The following is a 23294-nucleotide window of genomic DNA, read 5'->3' as shown; positions in this document are numbered from 1 at the left end:
CGTTTCGCCCACATGTCGGCGCCGTGCCCCCGTACCGATATTTTCGGCAGGAAACCCGGCGCCGGCATCGGGCGAAATAACCGGCTTAGTGGAACGAATCCCCACACGCGCAAGAGCCGCCGGCGTTCGGGTTGTCGATGGTGAAGCCCTGCTTGGAGATGGTGTCCTCGAAGTCGATGCTGGCACCGCTAAGGTACGGAACGCTCATCTTGTCCACGACAACCTCGACGCCGTCGTAATCCCGGACTGCGTCTCCGTCCAGGAGCCGCTCATCGAAGTAGAGCTGGTAGATCAGTCCGGAGCAGCCGCCGGGCTGCACTGCAACCCGGAGGCGCAGATCCGTACGGCCTTCCTGCTCGAGAAGACTGCGTACCTTACCTGCGGCGACGTCGGTCAGCTTGACCTCGTGGACGGGCAGTTCGTCACTGGCCGTGCTGGTGGTACCGGTGCTGTTCTCATTGGTTGCGGTGCTCATTTGGCCTACCTTCTTAGGACGGTCTGGCGGCGCCGCGCTGGCGGTGCCTGCCCCTACGGTTTCGGTATGGGCTATAGCTACATGCTACGCGGGGCGGAGGTGTAGCTCTAACTCCTGAACGTAACCATCGACGGCTCCCCGTTGTTCCCCGGGAACAGCCAGCGCCGCGCTCCCATCGTGCCCCGGGTCCCCTGAACCGGTCCTAGAGTCCCTGGTCGTTAATCCGGGCCAGGAGCAGGGCCTCGGCAAGGATGGCCTTGCGGAAATCGCCAAGGTGCAGGGACTCATTCGCACTGTGCGCCCGGGAGTCCGGATCCTCCACACCGGTCACCAGGATCTGCACGTCCGGATACAGTTCCGTGAGGTCGGCAATAAAGGGAATGGATCCGCCGATCCCTGTTTCCACGGCTTTGACTCCCCAGGCCTCTCCCAGCGCCCACATGGCCAGTGACGCCGCAGACGACGACGTGTCGGTCAGGAACGGGTTGCCGCTCTCCCCCGGCGTGAAGGTCACCTTCGCGCCGAAGGGTGCGTTTGCCGCAACATGCCGGCGCACAGCCTCCATGGCTTCCTCCGGGACCTGGCCAGGGGCGAGGCGCAGGCTGAACTTCGCCCGGGCGCGGGGCAACAGGGTGTTCGAAGCCGCCTCCACTGACGGAGCGTCGAACCCGATGATGGACAGGGCCGGCTTGGTCCACAATCGGGAGGCGATGCTGCCCGACCCGGCAAGCCGGACGCCGTCGAGTACTGAAGCGTCTGCCCGGTAGTCTTCCTCGGAAAGGTCAACCGTGGCTGTATCCCTTGCCACCAGTCCCTCGATGGCGACATTTCCTTCGTCGTCGTGCAGGGTGGCGATGAGGCGCGACAGGAGGGTGGGCGCATCCAGCACCGGTCCCCCGTACATACCGGAGTGCACGGCGTGGTCGAGGACCTGGACTTCGATGGTTCCGTCCACCAGGCCCCGCAGGCTGGTGGTCAGGGCCGGAACCCCCACCTTCCAGTTGCTGGAATCGGCGACGACGATGACGTCGGCGCGGAGCAGTTCCCGGTTTGCCTCCAGGAAAGAGCGGAAAGTAGGCGAGCCGGCTTCTTCCTCACCCTCAAAGAAGAACGTGACGCCGAGCCCCAGCGAGTTCCCGAGCACCTCCGTAACTGCTGCGTATGCCGCCAGGTGCGCCATGATGCCGGCTTTATCGTCCGCCGCGCCGCGGCCGTACAGGCGTCCGTCCTTCTCGACGGCGGTGAACGGTTCCGTCTCCCACAGACTCTGATCACCCGCGGGCTGGACGTCGTGGTGGGCATAGAGGAGGATCGTCGGCTTGCCGTCGGCGGCAGGCCGTTGGGCGACGACGGCGGGCCCTCCCGGCGTGCCGTCAGGCTTGTTGCAGCCAAGGATCTGGACGTTTCCGAGTCCGGTGCCGCGGAGCAGTTCCGCTACAGCTTCGGCGCTGCGTTCCAGCGGGGCCCGGTCAAAGCTTGGCCAGGCGATGCCGGGGATGGCGACCAGCTCTTTGAGCCGGGCCAAGGTCTGGTTGAAGGACCGGTCTATGGAGCTGCGAAGGTCTTCCGTCCGGTTGTTTCCGGCAAGGCCCGGTGATGGAAGGGCATTATGGTTTTGCGGCGTGCCCGTCGGCAATGAAGTCATGGCAAAACATTACCCGCGTCACATTGACTGCTTGGGACCAACGGTTGGCCTGGGCATGACTTCAGTTCCCCGCCGCAAGGTATTCTGTTCTGGTGTTCGGACGTAAAAAGGAAGCGCCCTCGGCGCAGCAAATAATAGACCAACAGGCTGCAGAGCCGGGGCGGACAGAGGGCTTGAGCGGCAAGGGTGCCCCAACTCCCACGCGTAAGGCACAGGAGGCGGCCCGCAGGCGGCCACTTGTCCCGGAAGACCGTAAAGCCTCGAAGGCTGCCGAGCGCCAGGCAATCCAGGACCAGCGGCTTAAGATGCGCCAGGCGCTGGACACCGGTGACGAACGGTTCCTGCCGCTGCGCGACAAGGGTCCGCAGAAACGGTTTGCCCGTGATTACGTTGACGCACGTTTCAGCCTCGGTGAGTACCTGATGTTCGGCGCCCTCGTATTCGTCCTGGTGTCGTTGGTGGTCCCGGCGTCCAGCGACTTGATGATCTACGTCCTCGGCGGGTTCTGGGTGATGTTCCTGGCCGTCTTCGTGGACGTGTTCATCCTGTCCCGCCAGCTTCGCAAGCGGCTGACCGCCAAATTCGGCGAGGTGGAGCGCGGAACCGTGTGGTACGGCTCCATGCGTTCCCTGCAGTTCCGCAAGCTCCGCCTCCCCAAGCCCCAGGTCAAGCGCGGCCAGTACCCGGCCTGAGCCCGCGGCGCCCTCCAACAGCCAACAAAACCCCGGCGGATATTCCGCCGGGGTTTTTGCTTTGGACCGTTCACGGCCTAGGGCCGGCGGCTCTTCGCCAGTTCGCGGTTGATCCGGGCAGCCCAGAACGGTCCTTCATAGAGGAAGGCGGTATAGCCCTGGACCAGGGTGGCCCCGGCGTCGAGCCTGTCCTGGACGTCCTGTGCCGTTTCAACGCCGCCCACGGCCACCAGGGTGAGGGCGTCACCGGTGACCTGCTTCAGGCGGCGCAGCACGTCGAGGGAGCGCTGCTTCAGCGGCGCACCCGAGAGCCCTCCGGCGCCGCACTTTTCCACCTCTTCCGCCGGCGTGGACAGGCCGCTCCTGGCGATGGTGGTGTTGGTGGCGATAATGCCGTCCAGCTTGAGGTCCAGCGCCAGGCGTGCGACGTCGTCGATATCCTCGTCGCTGAGGTCCGGGGCGATCTTTACAAGCAGGGGGACGTGGCGGCCTGCCGACCTGTCCGCTTCCTGGCCCACAGCCGTCAGCAGCGGCCGGAGCGACTCCACATCCTGCAGCAGCCGCAGGCTGGGGGTATTGGGCGAACTTACGTTGACCACCAGGTAGTCCGCAGCAGGTGCAAGGCTGCGGGCACTGACGAGGTAGTCCTCCACCGCATCGGCAAGCTCCACCGTTTTGGTCTTGCCGATATTGACGCCGATGACGGGGCGCACGCCCCGGTGCCGGCGCTGGAGGGCGGCGCGCGCGGCCTTGAGCCGCGGGGCCACGGCGGTTGCGCCGTCGTTGTTGAATCCCATGCGGTTGATGACCGCGCGGTCCTCCACCAGGCGGAAGAGCCGAGGTTTCTCGTTGCCCGGCTGGGCCTGCCCGGTGATGGTTCCCACCTCAACGTGGCCGAAGCCAAGCTCCGTCAGGGCCTCGATCCCATGGCCTTCCTTGTCGAAGCCGGCAGCAAGCCCGAACGGCGATGGAAAGGTGATTCCGAAGGCCGTGGTCTGGAGCGACGGTGCTGGAGCCGTCAGCTTCGCCAGCACCTTCCCCGCACCGGAGCGATGCGCCAGCCTGATGCCCTTGAATCCGATCTTGTGGGCGCGCTCGGCGTCCATCCATGAAAAGGCCAGCCTGAAGAATGTGGGATAAACGCGCATGCCTCTAGTTTTCCGCCTAGGAGGGCCCAGACCAAAATGAGGCGGGGCAAACCTGCAGCGGATTAGCATAAACGCATGGAATGGCAGCAGGACATCCTGGGCGCTGACTTCGAGTCGCACGCCTTCCGCGCCACGGGGCCGGACGGTGTGGAGCGCACCGCCACGCTGGTCCGGTTCCGCCCAGCACTGACGAAGTTGCCTCCATCCCCGGGCCGGCGCAGCGCCGTCCTGTTCCTGCATGGCTGGAGCGACTATTTCTTCAACGCGGACCTTGCCCGATTCTGGTCCACGGCGGGTTACGACTTCTACGCACTGGACATGCACAACCACGGCCGGAGCCTGCGTCCGGATTTCCCGGGCGGATACGTCGCCGACCTCATGGACTACGATGCCGAAATCGAAGCTGCATTCCAACTGATCGGCCAGGACGGCGCGGACCCCTCGCTGACCCTTATGGGCCATTCGACAGGAGGACTGGTGGCGGCGCTGTGGGCCAGCCGGCACCCCGGCCGGGTCTCCCGGCTGGTCCTGAACAGCCCGTGGCTGGAGATGCACGGCAGCTCACTGGTGCGACGTGCGGCATCCAGGATGGTGGGACCGGTCGCGCGGTTCCGGCCCGAAGCCGTGCTTAGGCTTCCGGAACGGGGGTTCTACTGGCGGACCATCAGCAGCTCGGCCGACGGTGAGTGGACTCTGGATGACCGGTACCGTCCCCCGATGGCGTTTCCCGTGCGGGCAGGCTGGCTCAATGCCGTGCTGTCCGGGCACTCCAAGGTGGCGCGGGGCCTCAACATAGACGTTCCCATCCTTGTCCTGCTGTCCAGCGGCAGCGCCAACGGCCTCTTCTGGTCTGAAGAGATGCGGCGGACGGATGCCGTACTTGACGTCAACATCATCGCTACGCGTGCCCTCACCCTTGGCCGTACGGTGACCGTGGAACGCATAGACGGCGCCCTTCATGACGTGTTCCTCTCCCGCGCCGCGGTGCGTGCCGATGCCTATGCCCGGTTGGCACGCTGGCTTAAGGCTTATGGCGACGACGAGCCATCCGAAAGTTGGAAGAGCGGATGAGCAAAGGGCACGCGGGCCGGGAAAGAGCCGCTGCCCAATGGTCTGCCGACATCCTGGGGCCGCGTTTCGAGCAGCGCGTGCTGCCCCTGGAACCCGATGATGAAGGCGAAGTATGCGCAACGCTTGTCCGTTGCACCGGCCAGGGACCCCGGCAGGGTACGGCGGAACAGCGGGCGGCTGTCAACGTGGTCCTTTACGTCCACGGCTGGGCGGACTACTTCCTCCAGGCGGAAGTCGCGGAGTACCTCACCGGGGCGGGGTTCCCTTTCTACGCCGTTGACCTGCGCAAGTTCGGCCGCAGCCTGCGCCCCTGGCAGACGCCCGGCTTCACTGACGACCTGGGAGTCTACGATGCTGACCTGGCAGCCGCCATCGCGGCGATCAGGGAGGACTTCGAGGAGGCCCTGGGACCGGGAGTCTTCCCCACGGTGCACGTCCTGGCGCACTCCCTGGGCGGGCTTATCACCGCCCTGTGGGCTGACCGGAACCCGAAGGCGGTGGGCACCCTGATCCTGAACGCACCGTGGCTGGAACTGCAGGGGAGCAGCATCATCCGCACCATTGCCATGCACCTGGTGGACCCGCTGTCCAGGGCCGATCCCCGCCGCCCATTGTGGCTTCCGGAGATGCCCGGCTACTGGCAGAGCGTCAGCAGCGAGGCCCACGGGGAGGGGCACCTCGACCCGCAGTGGCGCCCACGGGCGTCCTTTCCCATTCGGGCAGGATGGGCCAAGGCAGTCCTTGCCGGCCACGCCGCGGTGGAACGGCGGCTGGACATCCGGGCCCCGGCCCTGGTCATGCTGTCGGACCGCACCCGCATCCAAATCGAGTGGTCGGCGGAATTGATGGAGGCGGACGCCGTCATCGATGTCGAGGAGACAGCCCACCGTGCGCTCCGCCTTGGACGGCGGGTGGCGGTGTTCCGCTATCCCGGTGCCATCCACGACGTTTTCCTGTCCCGCCGCGGGGTGCGGGAGGAAGCCTGCCGGGACCTCGCGGCGTGGCTCAGGGGCTACCCGGCCTGAAGGCCGCCTCCTGCCGGAACCGGGTGTGCTGCCGGCGGGGCGTGGACCCTAGGATCCCGCGGGTGCGGCGGCATCCACCGCCCCGCCGTACCGGCGGTCCCGCCGGGCGTACTCCTCCACTGCCGCCCAGAGCGTCCGGCGGTCGACGTCGGGCCACAGCGTGTCCATGAAAACGAACTCGGCGTAGGCGGACTGCCAAAGCATGAAATTGGACAGCCGCTGCTCGCCCGAGCTGCGGAGGAACAGGTCCACGTCCGGCAGGTCCGGCTCGTCAAGGTACTTCTGGATGGTCCGCTCGGTGATGGCACCGGGTTTCAGCCTGCCCGCAGCAACCTCGGCGGCGATGGCCGAGACTGCGTCGGTAATTTCAGCCCGGCCGCCGTAATTAACACACATGGTCAACGTGCAAGTGCTGTTGCCCGCGGTGAACTCCTCGGCCTCTTCCAGCTCCCGGATGACTGAGCCCCACAGCCGCGGCCGGCGGCCGGACCAGCGGACGCGCACGCCCCATTCATCGAGCTGGTTTCTTTGCCGGCGCAGCACATCCTTGTTAAATCCCATCAGGAAGCGTACTTCCTCCGGAGACCGGCGCCAGTTTTCCGTGGAGAAGGCATAGACGCTGACATACTCGATGCCGAGTTCTATCGCCCCTGCCATGACGTCCAGCAGCGCCGGCTCGCCTGCCTTGTGCCCTTCAATCCGGGGCAGTCCGCGCTGGTTGGCCCAGCGCCCGTTGCCGTCCATCACGATCGCCACGTGGCGGGGAATGAACTCTGCGGGGATGGAGGGCGCCACGGCTCCGGAGGGATGAGGGTACGGTGCAACCACCGGGTGGGTGCGCTTTCGGGACGCGGGGTTCTTTTTGCCGAGGGCCACTGTCAGCTTCGCTCCACATGTTTGAGGGACTTCAGGACTCGTTCGAGATGCCATTGCAGGTACGCCGCCACCAGGCCCGCAGCTTCTTTCCGGTGTGGCGGAAGGGAGCCGTCCGCCGTGGTCCAGTCACCGGTGAGCAGTGCCGCCAGGAGGACCACGGTTTCCGGCGCAGGAGCCGGTGATCCTGGGGGCCTGCAGCCGCTGCAGACCATCCCTCCCAGCGGCGCTGAGAAAGCGGTATGCGGGCCGGGAACCCCGCAGCGGGCGCAGTCCGTAAAACTGGGGGCCCAACCGCCGGTGGCCAAGGCGCGCAGCAGATAGGAGTCGAGGATCAGGCCGGCGGCGTGTTCATCCCTGCTCAAGGCGGCCAGGGCACCCACCAGCAGGTTGTACTGGGCAGTTCCTGCCTCCCCGTCGACGTCGGTGAGCTTCTCCGCCGTCTCGGTCATCGCCGCCGCCACCGTATACCGGCCGTAATCGGCGGCAATGCTGCCGCCGTAGGCGCCCTTGGCCACCGCCTGGGTGACGATGTCCAGCGTCTTGCCGGAAACAAGCTGCAGGTCCGCCACCATAAACGGCTCAAGGCGCGCTCCAAACCGGCTGCTGGTGCGCCGGACCCCCTTGGCCACAGCCCGCACCTGGCCGTGGTGCTTGGTCAGGAGGGTGATGATCCGGTCCGCCTCGCCCAGCTTATGGGTGCGCAGTACGACGGCGTCGTCCCGGTACGCGCGGGAGGCGAAAGAGTGTTGGGCCACGCCTTATCTTCCCATCCTTTGCAGGCACCATTCGGCCGGCCGCCACCAGGCGGGGCTCCGTTGTGCCGCCGGCGGTCCCGGCGGCACAACGGTGCGGCGTCAGGCCCGGGCGTCCCGGATGGCGCGGTTCACGGCGGAAATAACTGCCTTCAGCGAAGACATGCTGGTGTTGGCGTCAATGCCCACGCCCCACAGGACCCGCTCCCCCACGGCGCACTCGACGTAGGCGGCGGCCATGGCATTGCCGCCCTCGGAAAGGGCGTGTTCGCTGTAGTCGAGGACCCGGACATCCACGCCGTCTTCCCGCAGGATGCTCAGCAGGGCCGCAATGGGGCCGTTGCCGGTCCCGGTACGCTGGACCTGCACGCCGTCAACGGTGAGCGAGGCGTGAAGCGTCATGCCGCCGTCGTCATCCGTTTCTGTCTTGACAGCGCCCAGGGAGTAGCGTCCCCACTGCCCGTCTGCCTTCCCGGAGGGCAGGTACTCATCCTGGAAGACCTGCCACAGCTGGGCGCCGCTTACTTCGCCGCCAACGGTGTCCGTGCGCTTCTGGATCACGCCGGAGAATTCGATCTGAGCGCGGCGCGGCAGGTCCAGGCTGTGCTCGTTCTTCAGCAGGTAGGCCACGCCGCCCTTGCCGGACTGCGAGTTGACGCGGATAACGGCCTCGTAGCTGCGGCCCAGGTCCTTGGGGTCCACGGGCAGGTACGGCACCTGCCACGTGAAGTCTTCCACTGCCTTGCCGGCGGCCGCGGCGTCCCGCTCCAACGCCTCGAAACCCTTCTTGATGGCGTCCTGGTGGGAGCCGGAGAACGCGGTGAAGACGAGGTCGCCGCCGTAGGGTGAGCGCTCGGGGACGGGGAGCTGGTTGCAGTACTCCACGGTCCGGCGGACGTCGTCGATGTTGGAGAAGTCGATCATGGGGTCGATGCCCTGCACAAACAGGTTCAGGCCGAGGGTCACCAGGTCGACGTTGCCGGTCCGCTCACCGTTGCCGAAGAGGCAGCCCTCGATGCGGTCGGCGCCGGCCATATAGCCCAGTTCCGCGGCCGCTACGCCAGTGCCGCGGTCATTGTGGGGGTGCAGGGAGAGGATGATGCCTTCGCGGGGATGCAGGTGGCGGCTCATCCACTCGATGGAGTCGGCGTAAACATTGGGGGTGGCCATTTCCACGGTGGCAGGCAGGTTGATGATGACCTGGCGGTCCGCGGAGGCTTCAAAAACATCAGCGACGGCGTTGCAGACCCGCACAGCGTATTCCAGCTCAGTGCCGGTAAAGGACTCCGGGGAGTACTCGTAGGTCACGTGCGTGTCCGCGAGGGTCTCCTCGTACTTCCTGCACAGGCGGGCGCCCTGGAGTGCGATGTCCAGGATGCCGTCCTCGTCCTGGTTGAAGACAACCCGGCGCTGCAGGACGGAGGTGGAGTTGTACAGGTGGACGATGGCCTGCTTGGCGCCTACCAGGGATTCGTAGGTGCGCTCGATCAAGTGCTCGCGGGCCTGGGTGAGGACCTGGATGGTGACGTCGTCCGGGATGTGGTTGCCCTCAATGAGCTGGCGGACAAAGTCGAAATCCGTCTGGGAAGCAGAGGGAAAACCTACCTCAATCTCCTTGTAGCCCATCCGTACCAGCAGGTCGAACATCTTCATCTTGCGGGCAGGGCTCATGGGATCAATCAGGGCCTGGTTGCCGTCACGCAGGTCCACCGCACACCAGCGGGGGGCTTTGGTGATGATCTTGTCCGGCCACGTGCGGTCCGGCAGCTCTACCTTGATCTGGTCCTGGAACGGCGTGTACCGGTGGAAGGGCATTCCTGAGGGCTTCTGTGCGTTTCGCATTACTATCGGGGCCTTTTCTGTGGTTCTTCGGTGAAAGGGTGGCCGGGCAACACAAACTCCGCAGCGAGGGTGGGCCTTGCGCTAGATCGCGTCTGAGGCCTCGCCGCGGCAGCTAAGAAGAAGGAGCTCTGCACGCACCTTTTGAGGGTAACACGCGTGCGTAAGATGAAAGGGCACTACCGTCCGTAAAGTCCACCATGCAGACGCCGCCGGGTATTCGACCGGGCCGCGGCCCTTCATCAAAGGAGTTTCAGTGCCCATATCGGGGATCGACCTGTCCACCATCGACCACACGGTCCGGCCGCAGGATGACCTGTACCAGCACGTCAACGGTGCCTGGCTGAAGGGCGCGGAAATCCCTGACGACCGTCCGCTTGAGGGAGCCTTCACGGCGCTCCGGGACGGTGCAGAGATCGCGGTCCGGGACATCATTGAGGAGGCGGCGGCCAAGGGTGACGCCGCCAGCGGAATCGAGCGGAAGATCGGCGACCTCTACAACAGCTTCATGGACGAGGCCGCTGTTGAAGCCAAGGGCATGGAACCGATCCGGCAGAGGCTGGCAGCCGTGTTCGCCACAACCACCGTGGCTGAGCTCGTGTCCCTGGCGGGGCGGCTCTTCCGGGCCGATGTTGGGGGGCTCTTCTATATCTACCCGGCCCCCGACGCGGGCAACCCCGACCGGATCCTGCTGTACACCGGACAGGGCGGCCTCGGCCTGCCGGACGAGTCGTACTACCGGGAAGAAAAGTTCGCGCCGACGGTTACGGCGTACAACGCCCACGTGAAGACCATGCTTGAGCTGGCCGGCGTTGCTGACGCCGGGGCCGCCGCCGGGCGGGTGGTGGAGCTGGAGACCAGGCTCGCATCCCACCACTGGGACAAAGTCACGCTCCGGGACCCGCAAAAGACCTACAACCTGAAGACCGCGGATGAAGCGTCCGCGCTGTTCCCCCTGCTCACCACATGGTTCGAAGCCGCCGGCATCGACGAGGCCAAACGCCGGGAAATCGTGGTGAGCACCCCGCCGTTCTTCGACGGGGCCGCAGCGCTCCTTGAGTCCGAGCCGCTGGCCCACTGGCAGGAATGGCTCGCCATGCGGGTGGTGAGCGCCGCGGCCCCCTACCTTTCATCGTCGTTCGTGGATGCCAATTTCGCCTTCTACGGGACCACACTCAGCGGCACCCCGAGGAACAAGGACCGCTGGAAGCGCGGTGTCGCCGTCGTCGAAGCGGCGCTTGGCGAAGCCGTGGGGCAGATCTACGTCGCCCGGCACTTCCCGGAGACCCACAAGGCGCGCATGCAGGCGCTCGTTGCCAACCTGATAGAGGCCTACCGGCAGAGCATCACCGCCGTGGGCTGGATGGGAGACGCCACAAAGGCGGAAGCGCTCCGGAAACTGGAGGGGTTCCGGGCGAAAATCGGCTACCCGGAGGAATGGATCGATTACTCCGCCGTGGAGATCGATCCGGCTGACCTGCTGGGCAATGTGGAACGTGCACATAATGCCGACGTCGACAGGCACCTTGATGAGGTGGGCAAGCCCGTGGACCGCAACAAGTGGCTCATGACCCCGCAGACGGTCAACGCGTACTACCACCCGATGATGAACGAAATCGTGTTCCCGGCAGCGATCCTGCAGCCCCCGTTCTTCACGGCCGATGCTGACGACGCCGTGAACTATGGCGGCATCGGGGCTGTCATCGGGCACGAGATCGGCCATGGTTTTGATGATCAGGGGTCCCAGTTCGACGGCGGCGGGGCGCTGCGGAACTGGTGGACGGACGAGGACCGGCAGGCTTTCGAAGAACTCACCGCCAAACTCGTAGCCCAATTCGATGCCCTGTCACCCTCCGCGGCGCCAGGACACAACGTCAACGGCCGGCTCACGCTTGGCGAGAACATTGGCGATCTGGCAGGCCTGGCGATCGCCTACAAGGCCTACCAGATCAGCCTTGACGGAAAGGAACCGGAGGTCCTGGACGGCCTGACCGGGGAGCAGCGCTTCTTTGCCTCGTGGGCCGCCGGCTGGCGGCAGGTCATTCGGCAGGAGGAGGCTATCCGCCGTCTCGCGACGGACCCGCACTCCCCTAACGAGTTCCGCACCAATGCCATTGCCAGGAACCTCGACGCCTTCCACGAGGCATTCGAGGTTTCCGAACAGGATGGCATGTGGATGCCTCCCGCGGAACGCGTCAGCATCTGGTAATGACAAGGCACAGCGGGACCCGCCTTCCGGCGGTCCCCGCTGTGCCTTGTCACAGACTGTTCCGTTGTGCCGCTGGGGCCCGGTCCGCTAACGCTCGATGAGCATCGGATTGGCCTGCTGGCAGGCCGCATCCTTGGCTGTCTGGTTAACGATGTCTTCGGGCAATACGGCCGCCCCGTAGGTGGTGCCGGCGGTGAAGTCGGTACCGAGGTATACCTGGACCCCTGCGATGTTCGGGGCAGGGAGCATTTGTTCAGCGGGAATACCCAGCATTGCGGCAACATCCGCTGCCACGTCCGCGAAGTCCGGGCCGTAGTAGACCACTGACTGCGCCACAGCCGTCGCCTCAAACCGGCCGGCCTGCGCGAATCCGCCGGCGACCAGGGCCTGGACTATTTCCTGGGCACGGCCCGGGACGCCGCTGCCGTTGGCCACCGTGACAGGCTGCAGGGCTTTGTCGTAGGGCGGGGGCGCAGGCGTGGTTTCCGTGGGGGTCGGGGGTGCCGACGTCTCCGTTGGCGGAGGCGACGGAGCGGTTGGATCGGTCAGGTCGACGTCCTGCCGCATTGCCGAGAAGAGCTGGGAACCTGCGGGCTCGGCAATCTGGAGCCTGTTCGGATCCAGCACCGCGGGGGTGGTGGGCACAGCCACGAACGCCACCTTGCTGACGTCGATGTCCTTGAGCCGGGACCCGATGGTGAGCAGGCTGGGCACCGAGGCCAGCCCTTCATCGACGGTCAGGTTCTGGGTTACCACGTCGGCGATCTTCAGCATCTTCCCCGGATCCGAGAGCGTACCGTCGTCCTTGATCTTGCGGGTCAGGGAGGACAGGAACCCTTGCTGGGCCTTGATCCGGCCCAGGTCGCCGCCGTCGGCAAAGGCATGCCGGGTGCGCAGGAACGCGAGGGCCATCTCACCCTGGACAGCCGAGGTGCCGGCCGGCAGCCGGAGGCGTGAGTCAGGATCGTAGACGGCGTCACTGATGCACACCTCCACACCCCCGACCGCGTTGGACAGTTCCTTCACGGCATTGAAGTCAGCCATCATGAAGTGGTCCACTTCCAGGCCGGTGAGTTTGTTGACGGTGTCCACGGCGCAGCCAATGCCTGCTTCAGCCATGGCTTCATTGATCATCACACCGCTGCGGGCAGGATAGACCTGGTTGGTTTTCGGGTCCTTGCACTGCGGGATGTCAACCAGCAGGTCCCGCGGGAAGCTGATGACGCTGACGCGCTTGTTGTCCTCGGAGATGTCCATCAGCATCATGACATCGGACTTGCCGTATCCGTTGGAGTCATCCGCGGTACCGTATTCGGAGTTCTTCCCGTCACGGGTATCGGAACCGAGGATGAGGATCTGCATCCGTCCGGTGGCGTCGCTCACGGATTCGTTGCTGCCGCCACCGGCGTTCAGGGGCGCTTTGGAAATGTTGCCCTGCAGGCGCAGAAACCAGAAGCCTGCGAAGGCGAGGCCGCCCACAATAGCCACTGACAGGATGGCCGTGACCACCTTCAGCCACACCGGCATTCCGCTTATGCGCCCAAGATGGCGGGCTGCACCGACGGTACCGCCGTCGGCGTGGCGGGATACGGGTCCCGCTCCGGCGGGACCATCGAGTCCGTTGTCGCGTCTGTCGCGGCCTAGCCCCACGTGGTGAACCTTCCTCTAAAAACCAAATCCGGCCCATTTTAGTGGCCCGGGCTGGGAAAATGCCGGGCGGCCTGCGCCGGCGGAGCCGAAACGGCTCAGAAACCCAGCTTGACCAGCTGTTTCGGGTCCCGCTGCCAGTCCTTCGCCACCTTCACGTGAAGGTCGAGATAGATCCGCGTGCCCAGGAGCGCCTCGATGCCCTTGCGTGCATTGGTGCCCACTTCACGCAGCCGGCTGCCGCCCTTGCCGATGATGATCGCCTTCTGCGAGGGACGCTCAACGTAGAGATTGACCCGCACGTCCAGCAGCGGGCTGTCTTCGGGCCGGTCTTCGCGGGGAACGATTTCCTCCACAACCACAGCGAGCGAGTGCGGAAGTTCATCGCGGACACCTTCCAGCGCCGCCTCGCGGATCAGTTCTGCGACCATGACGGCCTCAGGTTCGTCCGTCAGTTCACCGTCGGGGTACAGCGGGGGCGACGGCGGCATGTGGCTGATCAGGACGTCAGCAACGGTGCCCACCTGGAAGCCGTCGGTGGCAGAAACGGGAACGATGTCCTTCCAGCCGTCCTCCCCCATCACTTCCCTGCCGAGGGCTGCGACGGCCAGGAGCTGTTCCGTCAGGGCCTGGCGGTCCACGAGGTCGGCTTTGGTGACGATGGCGATCACGGGCTTGCGGCCAACCGCCGCGAGCTGGGCGGCAATGAATTTGTCTCCGGGGCCGATCTTTTCGTTGGCCGGCAGGCAGAACCCAATCGCATCAACTTCGGCCAGCGTATCCGCCACGAGATCATTAAGGCGCTTGCCAAGGAGCGTCCGCGGGCGATGGAGGCCCGGCGTATCCACGAGGATGAGTTGTGCGTCCTCGCGGTGAACGATGCCGCGGATGGTGTGGCGGGTGGTCTGCGGTTTGGCGGACGTAATGGCCACCTTCTTGCCCACCAGCGCGTTCGTCAAAGTGGACTTGCCCGCGTTGGGCCGTCCCACCAGGATCGCAAATCCTGCGTGGAAACCGCCGAAATCGTCCTGGCCTTCGGCCTTATTTTTCTTGCTCACGTGAAACTCCCTGCTGGGTTGCTTCCGCCTCGTCGAAGAGATCTTCAAGGTCAGTGTCTTCTTTTGCCAACGGTGCCGCAATAATGTGGCTGACGCGGTTTCGGCGGCCTTCAAGCCGGTCGGCCCGCAGGGACACACCGTGCACTTCCACGGAGCTCCCCACAATGGGAACGCGGCCCAGGGCCTTGGCGAGCAGGCCGCCGACGGTGTCCACTTCGTCGTCGTCAAGCTCAATGCCGAAGAGCTCGCCGAGGTCGTCAATCCCCATCCGCGCGCTGACCCGGTACGAACCGTCCCCCAGCTCCACGGCCTCCGCGCTTTCGGTGTCGTACTCGTCCACGATTTCGCCCACGATTTCCTCGATAAGGTCCTCGAGGGTGACCAGGCCGGCCGTTCCGCCGTATTCGTCGATCACGATGGCCACGTGCGTGGACTCTTTCTGCAGCTCCCGGAGCAGGTCGCTGACAGGTTTCGACTCCGGTACGTAGCGAACGTCGCGGGCGAGCGATTCCACCAGCGGCGGCTCCTCGTTGGGCGCCAGCTCATGGATGACGGCGGCAACATCCTTCAGGTAGATGATGCCCAGGATCTGGTCGGTACTGTCGCCGATCACCGGAATCCTGGAATAGCCGGAACGAAGGAAAAGCGACATGGCCTGGCGCAGGCTTGACCCCGCTTCGATGGTGAGGATGTCGGTCCGGGGCACCATGACGGCGCGGACAAGGGTGTCACCGAAGTCGAAGACGGACTGGATCATCTCAGCCTCGGTGTCCTCGATCATGTCCGACTCGCTGGCGCGCTCCACGAGTTCACGGAATTCCTGCTCGCTGAAGAACGCCTCGTCGCCGCCGGGGGCCCCGGGGGCCGCCGTGCTTCCAAGCCTCACCAGCCAGCCCGGGATGGGCCCCAGCACCCAGGTGAGGAAACGGATCGTCGGCGCGGTGAAGCGGACAACAGCGGCTGCGTGCAGCCGTCCGAGTTGCCGCGGGGAGACACCAACAATGACAAAGCCCAGCAGGGCCATAATCCCGGTTGCTGCAAGGCCCGCAAGCCAAACGTTGCTGAGCAGGCTGTAGAGCAGGACGGACACGGCAACGGCGGACGCCATTTCGAACCAGATGCGCCAGAACCTCAGGGCGCGGATGTGCGCCACGGGCTGGCCGAGGATGCGCCGCAGGGCGGTGCCGCGGCTCTTGACCAGGGCTTCCTCGGCATCATGGCGCGGGATGAAGTTGAACGCGGCCTCCGCCGCGGTCAGCACCGCCGCAACGGCCAGGAAGACCAGGGCCATTGCCACGAGGAGCAGGGGCGTCACTGGGTGGTCTCGGCAGGCGCTTCTTTGCCCGTGAAGCCGGACAGCAGCTCACGCTGGAGCCCGAACATCTCGGCCTTTTCCTCGGGTTCGGCGTGGTCGTATCCCAGCAGATGCAGGATGCCGTGGGTGGTCAGCAGCAACATCTCGTCCTGGAGGGGGTGGCCGGCGTTTTTGGCCTGCACCCGGGCCACCTGGGGGCAAATGGCAATGTCGCCCAGCATTCCCTGGGGCGTGGGCCGGTCAGGCGTACCCGGGGTCAGCTCGTCCATGGGCACGGACAAAACATCCGTGGAACCTGGCTCGTCCATCAGTTCGATGTGAAGCTTCTCCATTGCAGGCTCATCCACCAGGAGGATGGACAGTTCAGCCTGCGGATGGATGTAGAGCTGTTCGAAGATGTACCGGGACAAAGCAACGAGTTCAGCTTCGTCCACCTGGACACCGGACTCGTTGTTGACCTCGATGCTCATGCGTGTTCCCCCCGCTTGCCGGCGCCGGTCGAATGCTTTACCCGGCTGCGCTGTGCCTCATCCCAGATGCTGTAGGCGTTGACAATATCCCCCACCAGGCGGTGCCGGACAACGTCTGCGGCGTCCAGCACCGAGAAACTGACGCCTTCGATACCCTGCAGGATCTCCGCCACAATACGGAGCCCGGAGCGGGTGCCGAAGGGCAGGTCAACCTGGGTGACGTCGCCGGTGACCACCATCTTGGAGCCAAAGCCCAGCCGGGTCAGGAACATCTTCATCTGCTCGGGCGTGGTGTTCTGCGCCTCGTCAAGGATGATGAAGGCGTCATTGAGCGTGCGTCCGCGCATGTAGGCCAGCGGAGCCACTTCGATGGTGCCCGCCGCCATCAGCCTGGGAATGGACTCCGGGTCCATCATGTCGTGCAGCGCGTCGTAGAGGGGGCGCAGGTAGGGATCAATCTTGTCGCTCAGGGTTCCGGGCAGGAATCCCAGCCGTTCCCCGGCTTCAACTGCCGGGCGCGTCAGGATAATCCGGCTGACCTCTTTTTGCTGAAGCGCCTGCACAGCCTTTGCCATGGCCAGGTAGGTCTTCCCTGTTCCGGCCGGGCCAATGCCAAAGATCACCGTGTTGTTGTCGATGGCGTCGACGTAGGTCTTCTGGTTCAGCGTCTTGGGACGGATTGTCCTCCCGCGGCTGGAAAGGATGTCGTGGGTCAGAACATCCACGGGGTTCTGCAGCGACTGGGTACGCAGGAGGGCCACGAGCTGCTGAAGGACAGCGGGACTGATAACCGTGCCGCGGGCCACCAGGCCGCGGACCTCGTGGAGGAGCCGCATGATGCGGGGCACGTCGCTGGCAGGACCAGTGATGGAAAGTTCATTTCCGCGGACGTGGAAATTGACGTGCGGGAACTGTTCCTCGATGAAGCGCAAAGCCTCATCGTGGCTGCCCAAGGACTGGACCATCTGGTCGGAGTTGTCGAAAAGTACAACCTCGGTACGGCTGCCGGGCAGGGAATGGGGAAACTCCCCCGCAGCGCCTTCGCCTGTGTTGAGCCGGCGCTTTCCATTCGCTGATTCAGTCATGGTGACGGCCCGCAGGCCCGTGATCCCCTCAAAGTACGAAAATAATGTCCACCGCAGGGCCGGCCACCGCATCCGGCGCGCCTTGCCCAAGCGGTCCCTCCATCTTACGCCAGTACGGCGTCAACACCGGATGAGGGAACCAGCCACGGACCAGGGCAAGGCGGCCTTCAGGCGCGGAGGCTGCGTCATTAGGTATCAACTTCATATCGGCCTCATATCGTTCCCGTTGCAGTTGGCCCCGGGGACCATGGCAGGGCCGTACGGTCCAGCGCCCTGTGCCATGCTGGAAATCCAGCTTCATTGCTGGACTACCGCCGCCCGGAAGCGGCCCAGTTGCGAAAGGACAGGCAACCAAACGTGCCGGCATCAGCTGCGCCCCTGAGGGCAGGACGACGCTGGGGCCGTGCGCGCCCTGCGGTCCTCGCAGTGGTTCTGGCAGTGGGCCCGCTCCTGGCGGGGTGCCTGGCCGAGCCCAATCCTGCACCTACCGGCCTCCTGAACTCCGGGCCTGCCGCCACCGGCACCGCACCATCCACCAGCGCCCCCCTTGAAACCACGCAGTCCTCCAACAAGGCGCCGGTGTACTGGATTGGCCGCACCGGCAGCAGCGTGTTCCTTTACCGGGAGTTCCGGGACGTGCCGGAGCAGGAAAACCCCGTGACGCGTGCCCTGCGGGCGATGATGAAGGATAAGCCGCTTGATCCGGACTTCTTCACCCCGTGGCAGAATCCCAGCAAGCTCGCCACCTCGATTTCCGGCAAGGACGTTATTACGGTGGACGTGTCCGAGGACGCGTTCAACAGCAACCTCGACGCTGACATGGCGGCCCGTGCCGTCCAGCAGCTTGTTTATACGGCCACGGCCGCTGCGGCCAGCTCCGGGCTCATTGACTCCGGGCAGCAGATCCGGGTGCGGATCCTGGTGGACGGGCACACGGACTACGTTGCTTTCGACCACATCCAGCTGGGTGACCTCATGACGAGGGGCGCGGGCATGGTGGCGCCCGTCTGGATCATCGATCCGCAGGAAAATGTGGAAATTGCCGACGGAAGCGTGAAGATCACCGGCCGCAGCACCCTGGCCGGCAGCAAGCTGCGCTGGCAGATCCAGCGGGCGGAGCAGGACGGCAACAAGGTACCGTTCCTCACCGGAGAAACAACGGCCTCCGCCCAGCCCGGACAGGGAGGGATCTTCACGCTTGCCCTCACGCTGCCTTCCGGCGACTACGAGTTGCGCGTGGCCCAGGCCGGCGCCGACGGGCAGCCGGACCAGAACGAGGACTCGCGGGCTTTCAAAGTCCGCTAGCCCGCACGCTGCAGCTTCGGCGGCCTGCTCAACCGGCAGGCTCGGCAGCATGCGCCGCCCAGCGGCCCAGGACGTCGCTGGCAAGCACGACGGCGGCGGGGCCGGCGGTGGATGAGCGCAGCACATGGTGCCCCAGCAGGGCCGTGACAGCACCCTTGCCGCAGAGCCGGGTTACTTCCCGGGGACTGATGCCGCCTTCCGGCCCAACGATCAGGAAGACTTCGCGGGGTTCCGTTGGGGTTCCGCCGCGCTGCCACGCTTCCAGCACTGTCCGCAAGGGCCTAACCGCGTCCTCGTGCAGGATGACGGCAAGCCCTGCGGCCTCCACGAGGCCGGCCAGCGCGGCGGTGTCGACGACGGGCCGCACCTCGGGAACCCAGGCGCGGCGCGCCTGCTTGGCGGCTGCCGTGACCACGGACTGCCATTTGGCGTGGGCCTTCGCGGCCCGGTCGCCTTTCCAGCGGACGATGGACCGTTCGGACTGCCAGGGTATGACGGCGTCGATCCCGAGTTCAGTTGCCGTCTCAATGGCAAGTTCGTCGCGGTCGCCCTTCGCCAGCGCCTGTACCAGCACCAGCCTTGTTACCGGCTGCGGCTCAACGGCCACGGAGGAGCACTCAACATCCAGCCCGGAGGGGGACGCCGCAAGCACCTTTCCGCTCATGCGCGTCCCGGCGCCGTCCACGATGTCAACGGGCTCGCCCGGGGCAAGCCGCTTCACCGTGACGGCGTGCCGCGCCTCGGGCCCCTCCAGGACAAAGACTTCCCCCGCCACCAGCTGGTCAAGGGAACCGGGAGGAGTGAAAAAGACCGGGTTGCTCACCGCTACAGGTTACCGAGCCGGTCCCGGAGCTTGGCGAACATGCCCCCGCTGGCCGCAAGCTTGCCCTCGGTGATCTGTTCACCTCGCATCTTGGCAAGCTGACGCAGGAGGTCCTCCTGCGCGGCGTCCAGCTTGGCGGGAGTCTCGACCTGGAGGTGCACTTTCAGGTCGCCGCGCCCGTACCCGCGAAGGTGGGTCACGCCAAGTCCGCGAAGGGTGATGATCTCGCCGGACTGGGTGCCCGGCTTGACGTCGATCTCCTGCGGTCCGTCGAACGTTTCCAGGCTCACCTCGGTGCCCAGGGCTGCAGCGGTCATGGGAAGGTGCAGGGTTGCGTGGAGGTCGTCGTTGTCCCGGACATAGGTGGCGTCGTTGTTCACGCGGATCTCGACGTAGAGGTCGCCGGCGGGACCGCCGGCGGGACCTGCTTCGCCTTGGCCGGAAAGCTGGATGCGGGTTCCGGTGGCTACGCCGGCGGGAACCTTGATGGTCAGCGAACGGCGGCTGCGGATGCGTCCCTGGCCGCTGCACTCATTGCAGGGGTCCTTGATGACGGTGCCGAAGCCCTCGCACGTACCGCACGGGGCGGCGGTCATGACCTGTCCCAGGATGGAGCGCACGGCACGCTGGACCTGGCCGCTGCCGCCGCAGATGTCGCAGCGTTCCGGATGGGTTCCCGGCCGGCAGCACGAACCTTCGCAGGTGGGGCACGTGACGGCCGTGTCCACTTCCAGCTTCTTGTTGACGCCGAAGACAGCGTCGCGGAGTTCGATGCGGACACTGATGAGTGCGTCCTGGCCGCGCCTGACGCGGGAAGCCGGGCCCGTTGTTCCGCCGGCCCCGAAGAAGGTGTCGAAGATGTCCTGGAACGCGAATCCCTGGCCGGCGTAGCTGCCTCCGCCGAAGCCGTTGTCCGTGCCGTTCTCGTTGCCGGTGGTGTCGTAGACGCGGCGCTTCTGCGGGTCCGAAAGAACCTCGTAGGCGTGGGTCACGGCCTTGAAGCGGTCCGACGCGTCCTCACCCGGGTTGACGTCCGGGTGGAGCGTGCGCGCCAGCTTGCGGTAGGCCTTCTTGATCTCTTCTCCCGTGGCCTCCGGTGAGACTCCAAGGACGTCGTAGTGGCTGCTCAAAGTTCGTATCTCTTCCTTGTTGTACTGCCTGCAGTTGGACTGCGGGAAATGATCTGCATGCCCGGGAACGGGAAAACGTCAGGGTCCCAGGATCCGCGAAAGGTAGCGGGCAACGGCCCTGACTGCGGCCATGGTGGTGGGATAGTCCATCCGGGTTGGTCCCAGGACACCAATTTTCGCAATGTGGTCCGGACCGTACCCCGTGGCAACGACGGACGCCTCGGCAAGGCCGTCGTAGGGATTCTCGCGGCCGATGCTGACAGCCACCCCGCGGTGGTCCTGCGCCATTTCGCTCAGCAGGCGGAGCATGACCACCTGTTCCTCGAGTGCTTCCAGGACCGGTCCGATGCTGAGCGGAAAGTCCACGTTGGAACGCGCAAGGTTGGCGGTGCCCGCCATGACCATGCGGTCTTCCCTGCTGCTCTGGGCCAGGCCTTCGAGGCCGACGGCGAGGGCATGGGCGGCCTGCCTTTGCCCCGGGCCGGCTGTGGCCACCACTGCCGGCAGGGACTGGGCGAGCTGGTTCAGCGGAGTGCCGGCAAGGGAGCCAAGGAACCGTGCCCGCAGGGTGGCGAGGGCGTCGTCCCCCAGGTCCTGGCCGACGTCGATAACGCGCTGTTCCACTTTGCCGCTGTTGGCGATCAGCACCACCAGCACCTTGCGCGGCGCGAGGAGGACGAACTCGATATGGCGGACCAGTGCCCGGCTCAGGTGCGGATACTGGACCACGGCAACCTGGTTGGTCAGCTGCGACAGCAGGCGGACCGTGCGGTCAAGGACGTCGTCGAGGTCGTCAGATCCTTCCAGCAGCGACTGGATGGCCCTGCGCTCGGCCTGGGACAGCGGTTTGACCGCCGAGATCTGGTCCACGAACAGCCGGTAACCCTTGTCAGTGGGGATACGTCCGGCGCTGGTGTGCGGAGCGGTGATCAGGCCCTCTTCCTCCAGGGCGGCCATATCGTTCCTGATCGTTGCGCTGGACACACCGAGATGGTGCCGCTCCACCAGGGCCTTGGACCCGACGGGTTCCCGGGAGTGGACGTAGTCCTCCACGATTGCACGCAGCACTTCAAGTTTGCGTGGCTCGCTCACACTCCACCTCCATCCAGGGTTCGGGGCGGCCGCGCCGCCCGCGCTGTGCCACCTCAAGGGTTAGCACTCGACATGCCTCAGTGCTAACAGTCTATTATGACTCCCGCCGTTGCTAGCATTGGTACCGCTCCGGGCGAAATCCGGACCTGTGACCGAACGCTAGGCGGAGTGAAACCATGCAGTACCAGAACTGGGGCCCACGCGACTTGTCCGCTCCCGCAAAGACTGAACTGCCCGAGGTTCCCGTTGAACGGGGAATGGTCCTTGAGGACGTCCAGTCCGGCTGGGTGGGCGCCGTGACCCGGGTGGAAAAATCCGGCGGCATGCACGTGGTTGCCCTGGAGGACCGGCGCGGTAAATCCCGGTCCTTCCGGCTTGGTTTCGGATTCCTCCTCGAAGGCCGGGCCATCAAGCTCCTGCCCCCGGCCCCGCGGCAGGCCGCCGGCGCCGTCGCCGGCCGGACCGCCTCCGGGTCCGTCCGCGTCGCCGGCCAGCGGGCACAGGTGGCCAAGGCCAGCCGGATCTGGGTGGAGGGAAAGCACGACGCCGAACTGGTGGAAAAGGTCTGGGGAGACGACCTGCGCGTGGAGGGCATCGTCGTCGAACCCCTGCACGGCATTGATGACCTGGCGGGGGCCGTCGCAGCGTTCAGGCCCGGACCGGGCAGGCGCCTCGGCGTCCTGGTGGACCACCTGGTGCCGGATTCCAAGGAATCCCGCATTGCGGACGCCGTCATGGCCTCGCCGGGAGCTGCAGGGAACGTCCTGATTGTGGGTCACCCTTACGTGGACGTGTGGCAGGCCATCCGGCCCGCGGTCCTGGGCATTGAGCAGTGGCCGGTAGTGCCGCGCGGGCAGGATTGGAAGACCGGCATCCTCGCAGCGTTCGGCTGGCCCCATGCCACAAAGGAGGACGTCGGGCTTGGCTGGCAGAAACTGCTCGGCGCCGTCCGAACGTACGCCGACCTGGAAGCCTCGCTGCTGGGGAGGGTCGAAGAAGTCATCGACTTCCTCACCGTGCCCTGAAGGACGGTTCTGCCCCGGCCCGCGCATCCCGGGGCAGGTATGGGGCCGGTACCAAGTATTCTTGGTACTGCGGATCCTGCAACATTGCAGGCCGCCGCACCCAATAAGCTTTCTTAGCCGGCACCATTGCACTTCAGAAGGAACAGACTGTGGCAGAAAACGCACGTGATCACAGGGATAGCCCGGGCGGCCAGGGCCGTTCGGAGTACCACGGCGTTCCCGCGAATGCGCTGCCCCTGACAGCCAGCGAAGACCGGCAATGGGCCACCATGGCGCACTTCGGGGGCATCCTGGGCTGCGTTCCGTCGCTGCTGATCTACCTGATCTTCCGGGACCGCGGGCCCTTCACGGCACAGGAATCCAAGGAAGCCCTGAATTTCAGCCTGCCGCCCACCATTGCTGCCCTGCTGGCGAACATCCTGGTGGTCTTCGTCCCCGTGATCGGCAACATCTTTGCCGTCATCGCCACCCTCATCTGGATTGCGCTCACCTGCTTCTCGGTGGCGGCCGGCATCCATGTCAACCGTGGCCAGCCGCACCGTTACCAGTACAACCTGCGCTGGATCAAGTAGCGGCTGCACGGGTCCACGCCCGCGGGGTTCCCTGGCGGGC

General features: G+C 65.5%; 21 protein-coding genes. 7 read left to right on the top strand and 14 right to left on the bottom strand.

Annotated elements, in window-relative coordinates:
- Positions 1-85 precede the first annotated feature (85 nt).
- Both U7114_RS09020 and U7114_RS09015 read right to left on the bottom strand, forming a co-directional pair.
- Positions 86-475: a HesB/IscA family protein gene (locus U7114_RS09020; RefSeq protein ID WP_066275924.1), complete on the bottom strand. Its 390-nt coding sequence runs from the start codon at positions 473-475 to the stop codon at positions 86-88.
- Positions 476-677: 202 nt separating this feature from the next.
- The gene (locus U7114_RS09015) at positions 678-2120 is read right to left on the bottom strand and encodes a dipeptidase (RefSeq protein ID WP_323057138.1); all 1443 of its coding nucleotides are present in this window, start codon (positions 2118-2120) and stop codon (positions 678-680) included.
- Positions 2121-2212: 92 nt separating this feature from the next.
- Between U7114_RS09015 and U7114_RS09010 the strand changes: the two genes are divergently transcribed.
- A complete protein-coding gene (locus tag U7114_RS09010) occupies positions 2213-2812 on the top strand; it encodes a DUF3043 domain-containing protein (protein WP_321213583.1) in 600 nt (199 codons plus the stop codon).
- A 77-nt stretch (positions 2813-2889) separates the two neighbouring features.
- On the opposite strand, the gene U7114_RS09005 is transcribed toward U7114_RS09010, so the two are convergent.
- Positions 2890-3960, bottom strand: coding sequence for a quinone-dependent dihydroorotate dehydrogenase (locus tag U7114_RS09005; RefSeq protein ID WP_323057137.1), 1071 nt, complete (start codon positions 3958-3960; stop codon positions 2890-2892).
- Positions 3961-4035: 75 nt separating this feature from the next.
- Between U7114_RS09005 and U7114_RS09000 the strand changes: the two genes are divergently transcribed.
- Both U7114_RS09000 and U7114_RS08995 read left to right on the top strand, forming a co-directional pair.
- Positions 4036-5031 (top strand): alpha/beta hydrolase, encoded by a 996-nt coding sequence (locus U7114_RS09000; RefSeq protein ID WP_157242287.1) that lies wholly within the window; start codon positions 4036-4038, stop codon positions 5029-5031.
- A complete protein-coding gene (locus tag U7114_RS08995; RefSeq protein WP_323057136.1) occupies positions 5028-6056 on the top strand; it encodes an alpha/beta hydrolase in 1029 nt (342 codons plus the stop codon). The genes U7114_RS09000 and U7114_RS08995 overlap by 4 nt, the downstream gene beginning before the upstream one ends.
- Before the next feature lie 48 nt (positions 6057-6104).
- On the opposite strand, the gene U7114_RS08990 is transcribed toward U7114_RS08995, so the two are convergent.
- The 3 genes from U7114_RS08990 to leuA all read right to left on the bottom strand — a co-directional run bounded on the left by U7114_RS08990 (position 6105) and on the right by leuA (position 9526).
- Positions 6105-6932 (bottom strand): isoprenyl transferase, encoded by an 828-nt coding sequence (locus U7114_RS08990; RefSeq protein ID WP_321213586.1) that lies wholly within the window; start codon positions 6930-6932, stop codon positions 6105-6107.
- Positions 6933-6934: 2 nt separating this feature from the next.
- A complete protein-coding gene (recO, locus tag U7114_RS08985; RefSeq protein ID WP_321213587.1) occupies positions 6935-7687 on the bottom strand; it encodes a DNA repair protein RecO in 753 nt (250 codons plus the stop codon).
- A 99-nt stretch (positions 7688-7786) separates the two neighbouring features.
- Positions 7787-9526, bottom strand: a complete 1740-nt coding sequence (gene leuA / locus U7114_RS08980) for a 2-isopropylmalate synthase (RefSeq protein WP_323057135.1) — start codon at positions 9524-9526, stop codon at positions 7787-7789.
- A 253-nt stretch (positions 9527-9779) separates the two neighbouring features.
- On the opposite strand from leuA, the gene U7114_RS08975 reads away from it, so the two are divergent.
- Positions 9780-11732: a M13 family metallopeptidase gene (locus U7114_RS08975; protein ID WP_323057134.1), complete on the top strand. Its 1953-nt coding sequence runs from the start codon at positions 9780-9782 to the stop codon at positions 11730-11732.
- 87 nt (positions 11733-11819) lie between these two features.
- Here the strand turns inward: U7114_RS08975 and U7114_RS08970 are convergent, their stop codons facing one another.
- The 5 genes from U7114_RS08970 to U7114_RS08950 all read right to left on the bottom strand — a co-directional run bounded on the left by U7114_RS08970 (position 11820) and on the right by U7114_RS08950 (position 17307).
- A complete protein-coding gene (locus tag U7114_RS08970; RefSeq protein ID WP_409339725.1) occupies positions 11820-13259 on the bottom strand; it encodes an LCP family protein in 1440 nt (479 codons plus the stop codon).
- Positions 13260-13477: 218 nt separating this feature from the next.
- Positions 13478-14437, bottom strand: coding sequence for a GTPase Era (gene era / locus U7114_RS08965; protein WP_321213591.1), 960 nt, complete (start codon positions 14435-14437; stop codon positions 13478-13480).
- On the bottom strand, positions 14421-15752 hold the full coding sequence (locus tag U7114_RS08960) for a hemolysin family protein (RefSeq protein WP_321213592.1): 1332 nt from the start codon (positions 15750-15752) through the stop codon (positions 14421-14423). Before U7114_RS08960 ends, era begins: the two co-directional genes overlap by 17 nt.
- Complete coding sequence (gene ybeY, locus U7114_RS08955) at positions 15749-16222, bottom strand: rRNA maturation RNase YbeY (RefSeq protein WP_157242282.1); 474 nt, start codon at positions 16220-16222, stop codon at positions 15749-15751. The genes U7114_RS08960 and ybeY overlap by 4 nt, the downstream gene beginning before the upstream one ends.
- The gene (locus U7114_RS08950) at positions 16219-17307 is read right to left on the bottom strand and encodes a PhoH family protein (protein ID WP_157242281.1); all 1089 of its coding nucleotides are present in this window, start codon (positions 17305-17307) and stop codon (positions 16219-16221) included. Before U7114_RS08950 ends, ybeY begins: the two co-directional genes overlap by 4 nt.
- A gap of 357 nt (positions 17308-17664) precedes the next feature.
- Between U7114_RS08950 and U7114_RS08945 the strand changes: the two genes are divergently transcribed.
- Positions 17665-18612, top strand: coding sequence for a GerMN domain-containing protein (locus U7114_RS08945; RefSeq protein WP_321213593.1), 948 nt, complete (start codon positions 17665-17667; stop codon positions 18610-18612).
- A 28-nt stretch (positions 18613-18640) separates the two neighbouring features.
- Here the strand turns inward: U7114_RS08945 and U7114_RS08940 are convergent, their stop codons facing one another.
- The 3 genes from U7114_RS08940 to hrcA form a co-directional block, all read right to left on the bottom strand.
- Positions 18641-19435 carry a 16S rRNA (uracil(1498)-N(3))-methyltransferase gene (locus U7114_RS08940; RefSeq protein ID WP_323057133.1) on the bottom strand — a complete coding sequence of 265 codons (795 nt, stop codon included), beginning with the start codon at positions 19433-19435 and terminating at the stop codon, positions 18641-18643.
- A 2-nt stretch (positions 19436-19437) separates the two neighbouring features.
- A complete protein-coding gene (gene dnaJ, locus U7114_RS08935; RefSeq protein ID WP_157242280.1) occupies positions 19438-20565 on the bottom strand; it encodes a molecular chaperone DnaJ in 1128 nt (375 codons plus the stop codon).
- A gap of 78 nt (positions 20566-20643) precedes the next feature.
- Positions 20644-21657 (bottom strand): heat-inducible transcriptional repressor HrcA, encoded by a 1014-nt coding sequence (hrcA, locus tag U7114_RS08930; protein ID WP_321213595.1) that lies wholly within the window; start codon positions 21655-21657, stop codon positions 20644-20646.
- A gap of 176 nt (positions 21658-21833) precedes the next feature.
- Between hrcA and U7114_RS08925 the strand changes: the two genes are divergently transcribed.
- Positions 21834-22682 carry a DUF3097 domain-containing protein gene (locus tag U7114_RS08925; RefSeq protein WP_323057132.1) on the top strand — a complete coding sequence of 283 codons (849 nt, stop codon included), beginning with the start codon at positions 21834-21836 and terminating at the stop codon, positions 22680-22682.
- 149 nt (positions 22683-22831) lie between these two features.
- Positions 22832-23254 (top strand): DUF4870 domain-containing protein, encoded by a 423-nt coding sequence (locus U7114_RS08920; protein WP_321213596.1) that lies wholly within the window; start codon positions 22832-22834, stop codon positions 23252-23254.
- Positions 23255-23294 lie beyond the last annotated feature (40 nt).

It is taken from the genome of Pseudarthrobacter sp. C1 (assembly GCF_034720455.1).
Classification (GTDB): domain Bacteria; phylum Actinomycetota; class Actinomycetes; order Actinomycetales; family Micrococcaceae; genus Arthrobacter.
This window is presented reverse-complemented; position numbering and strand designations above follow the sequence as displayed.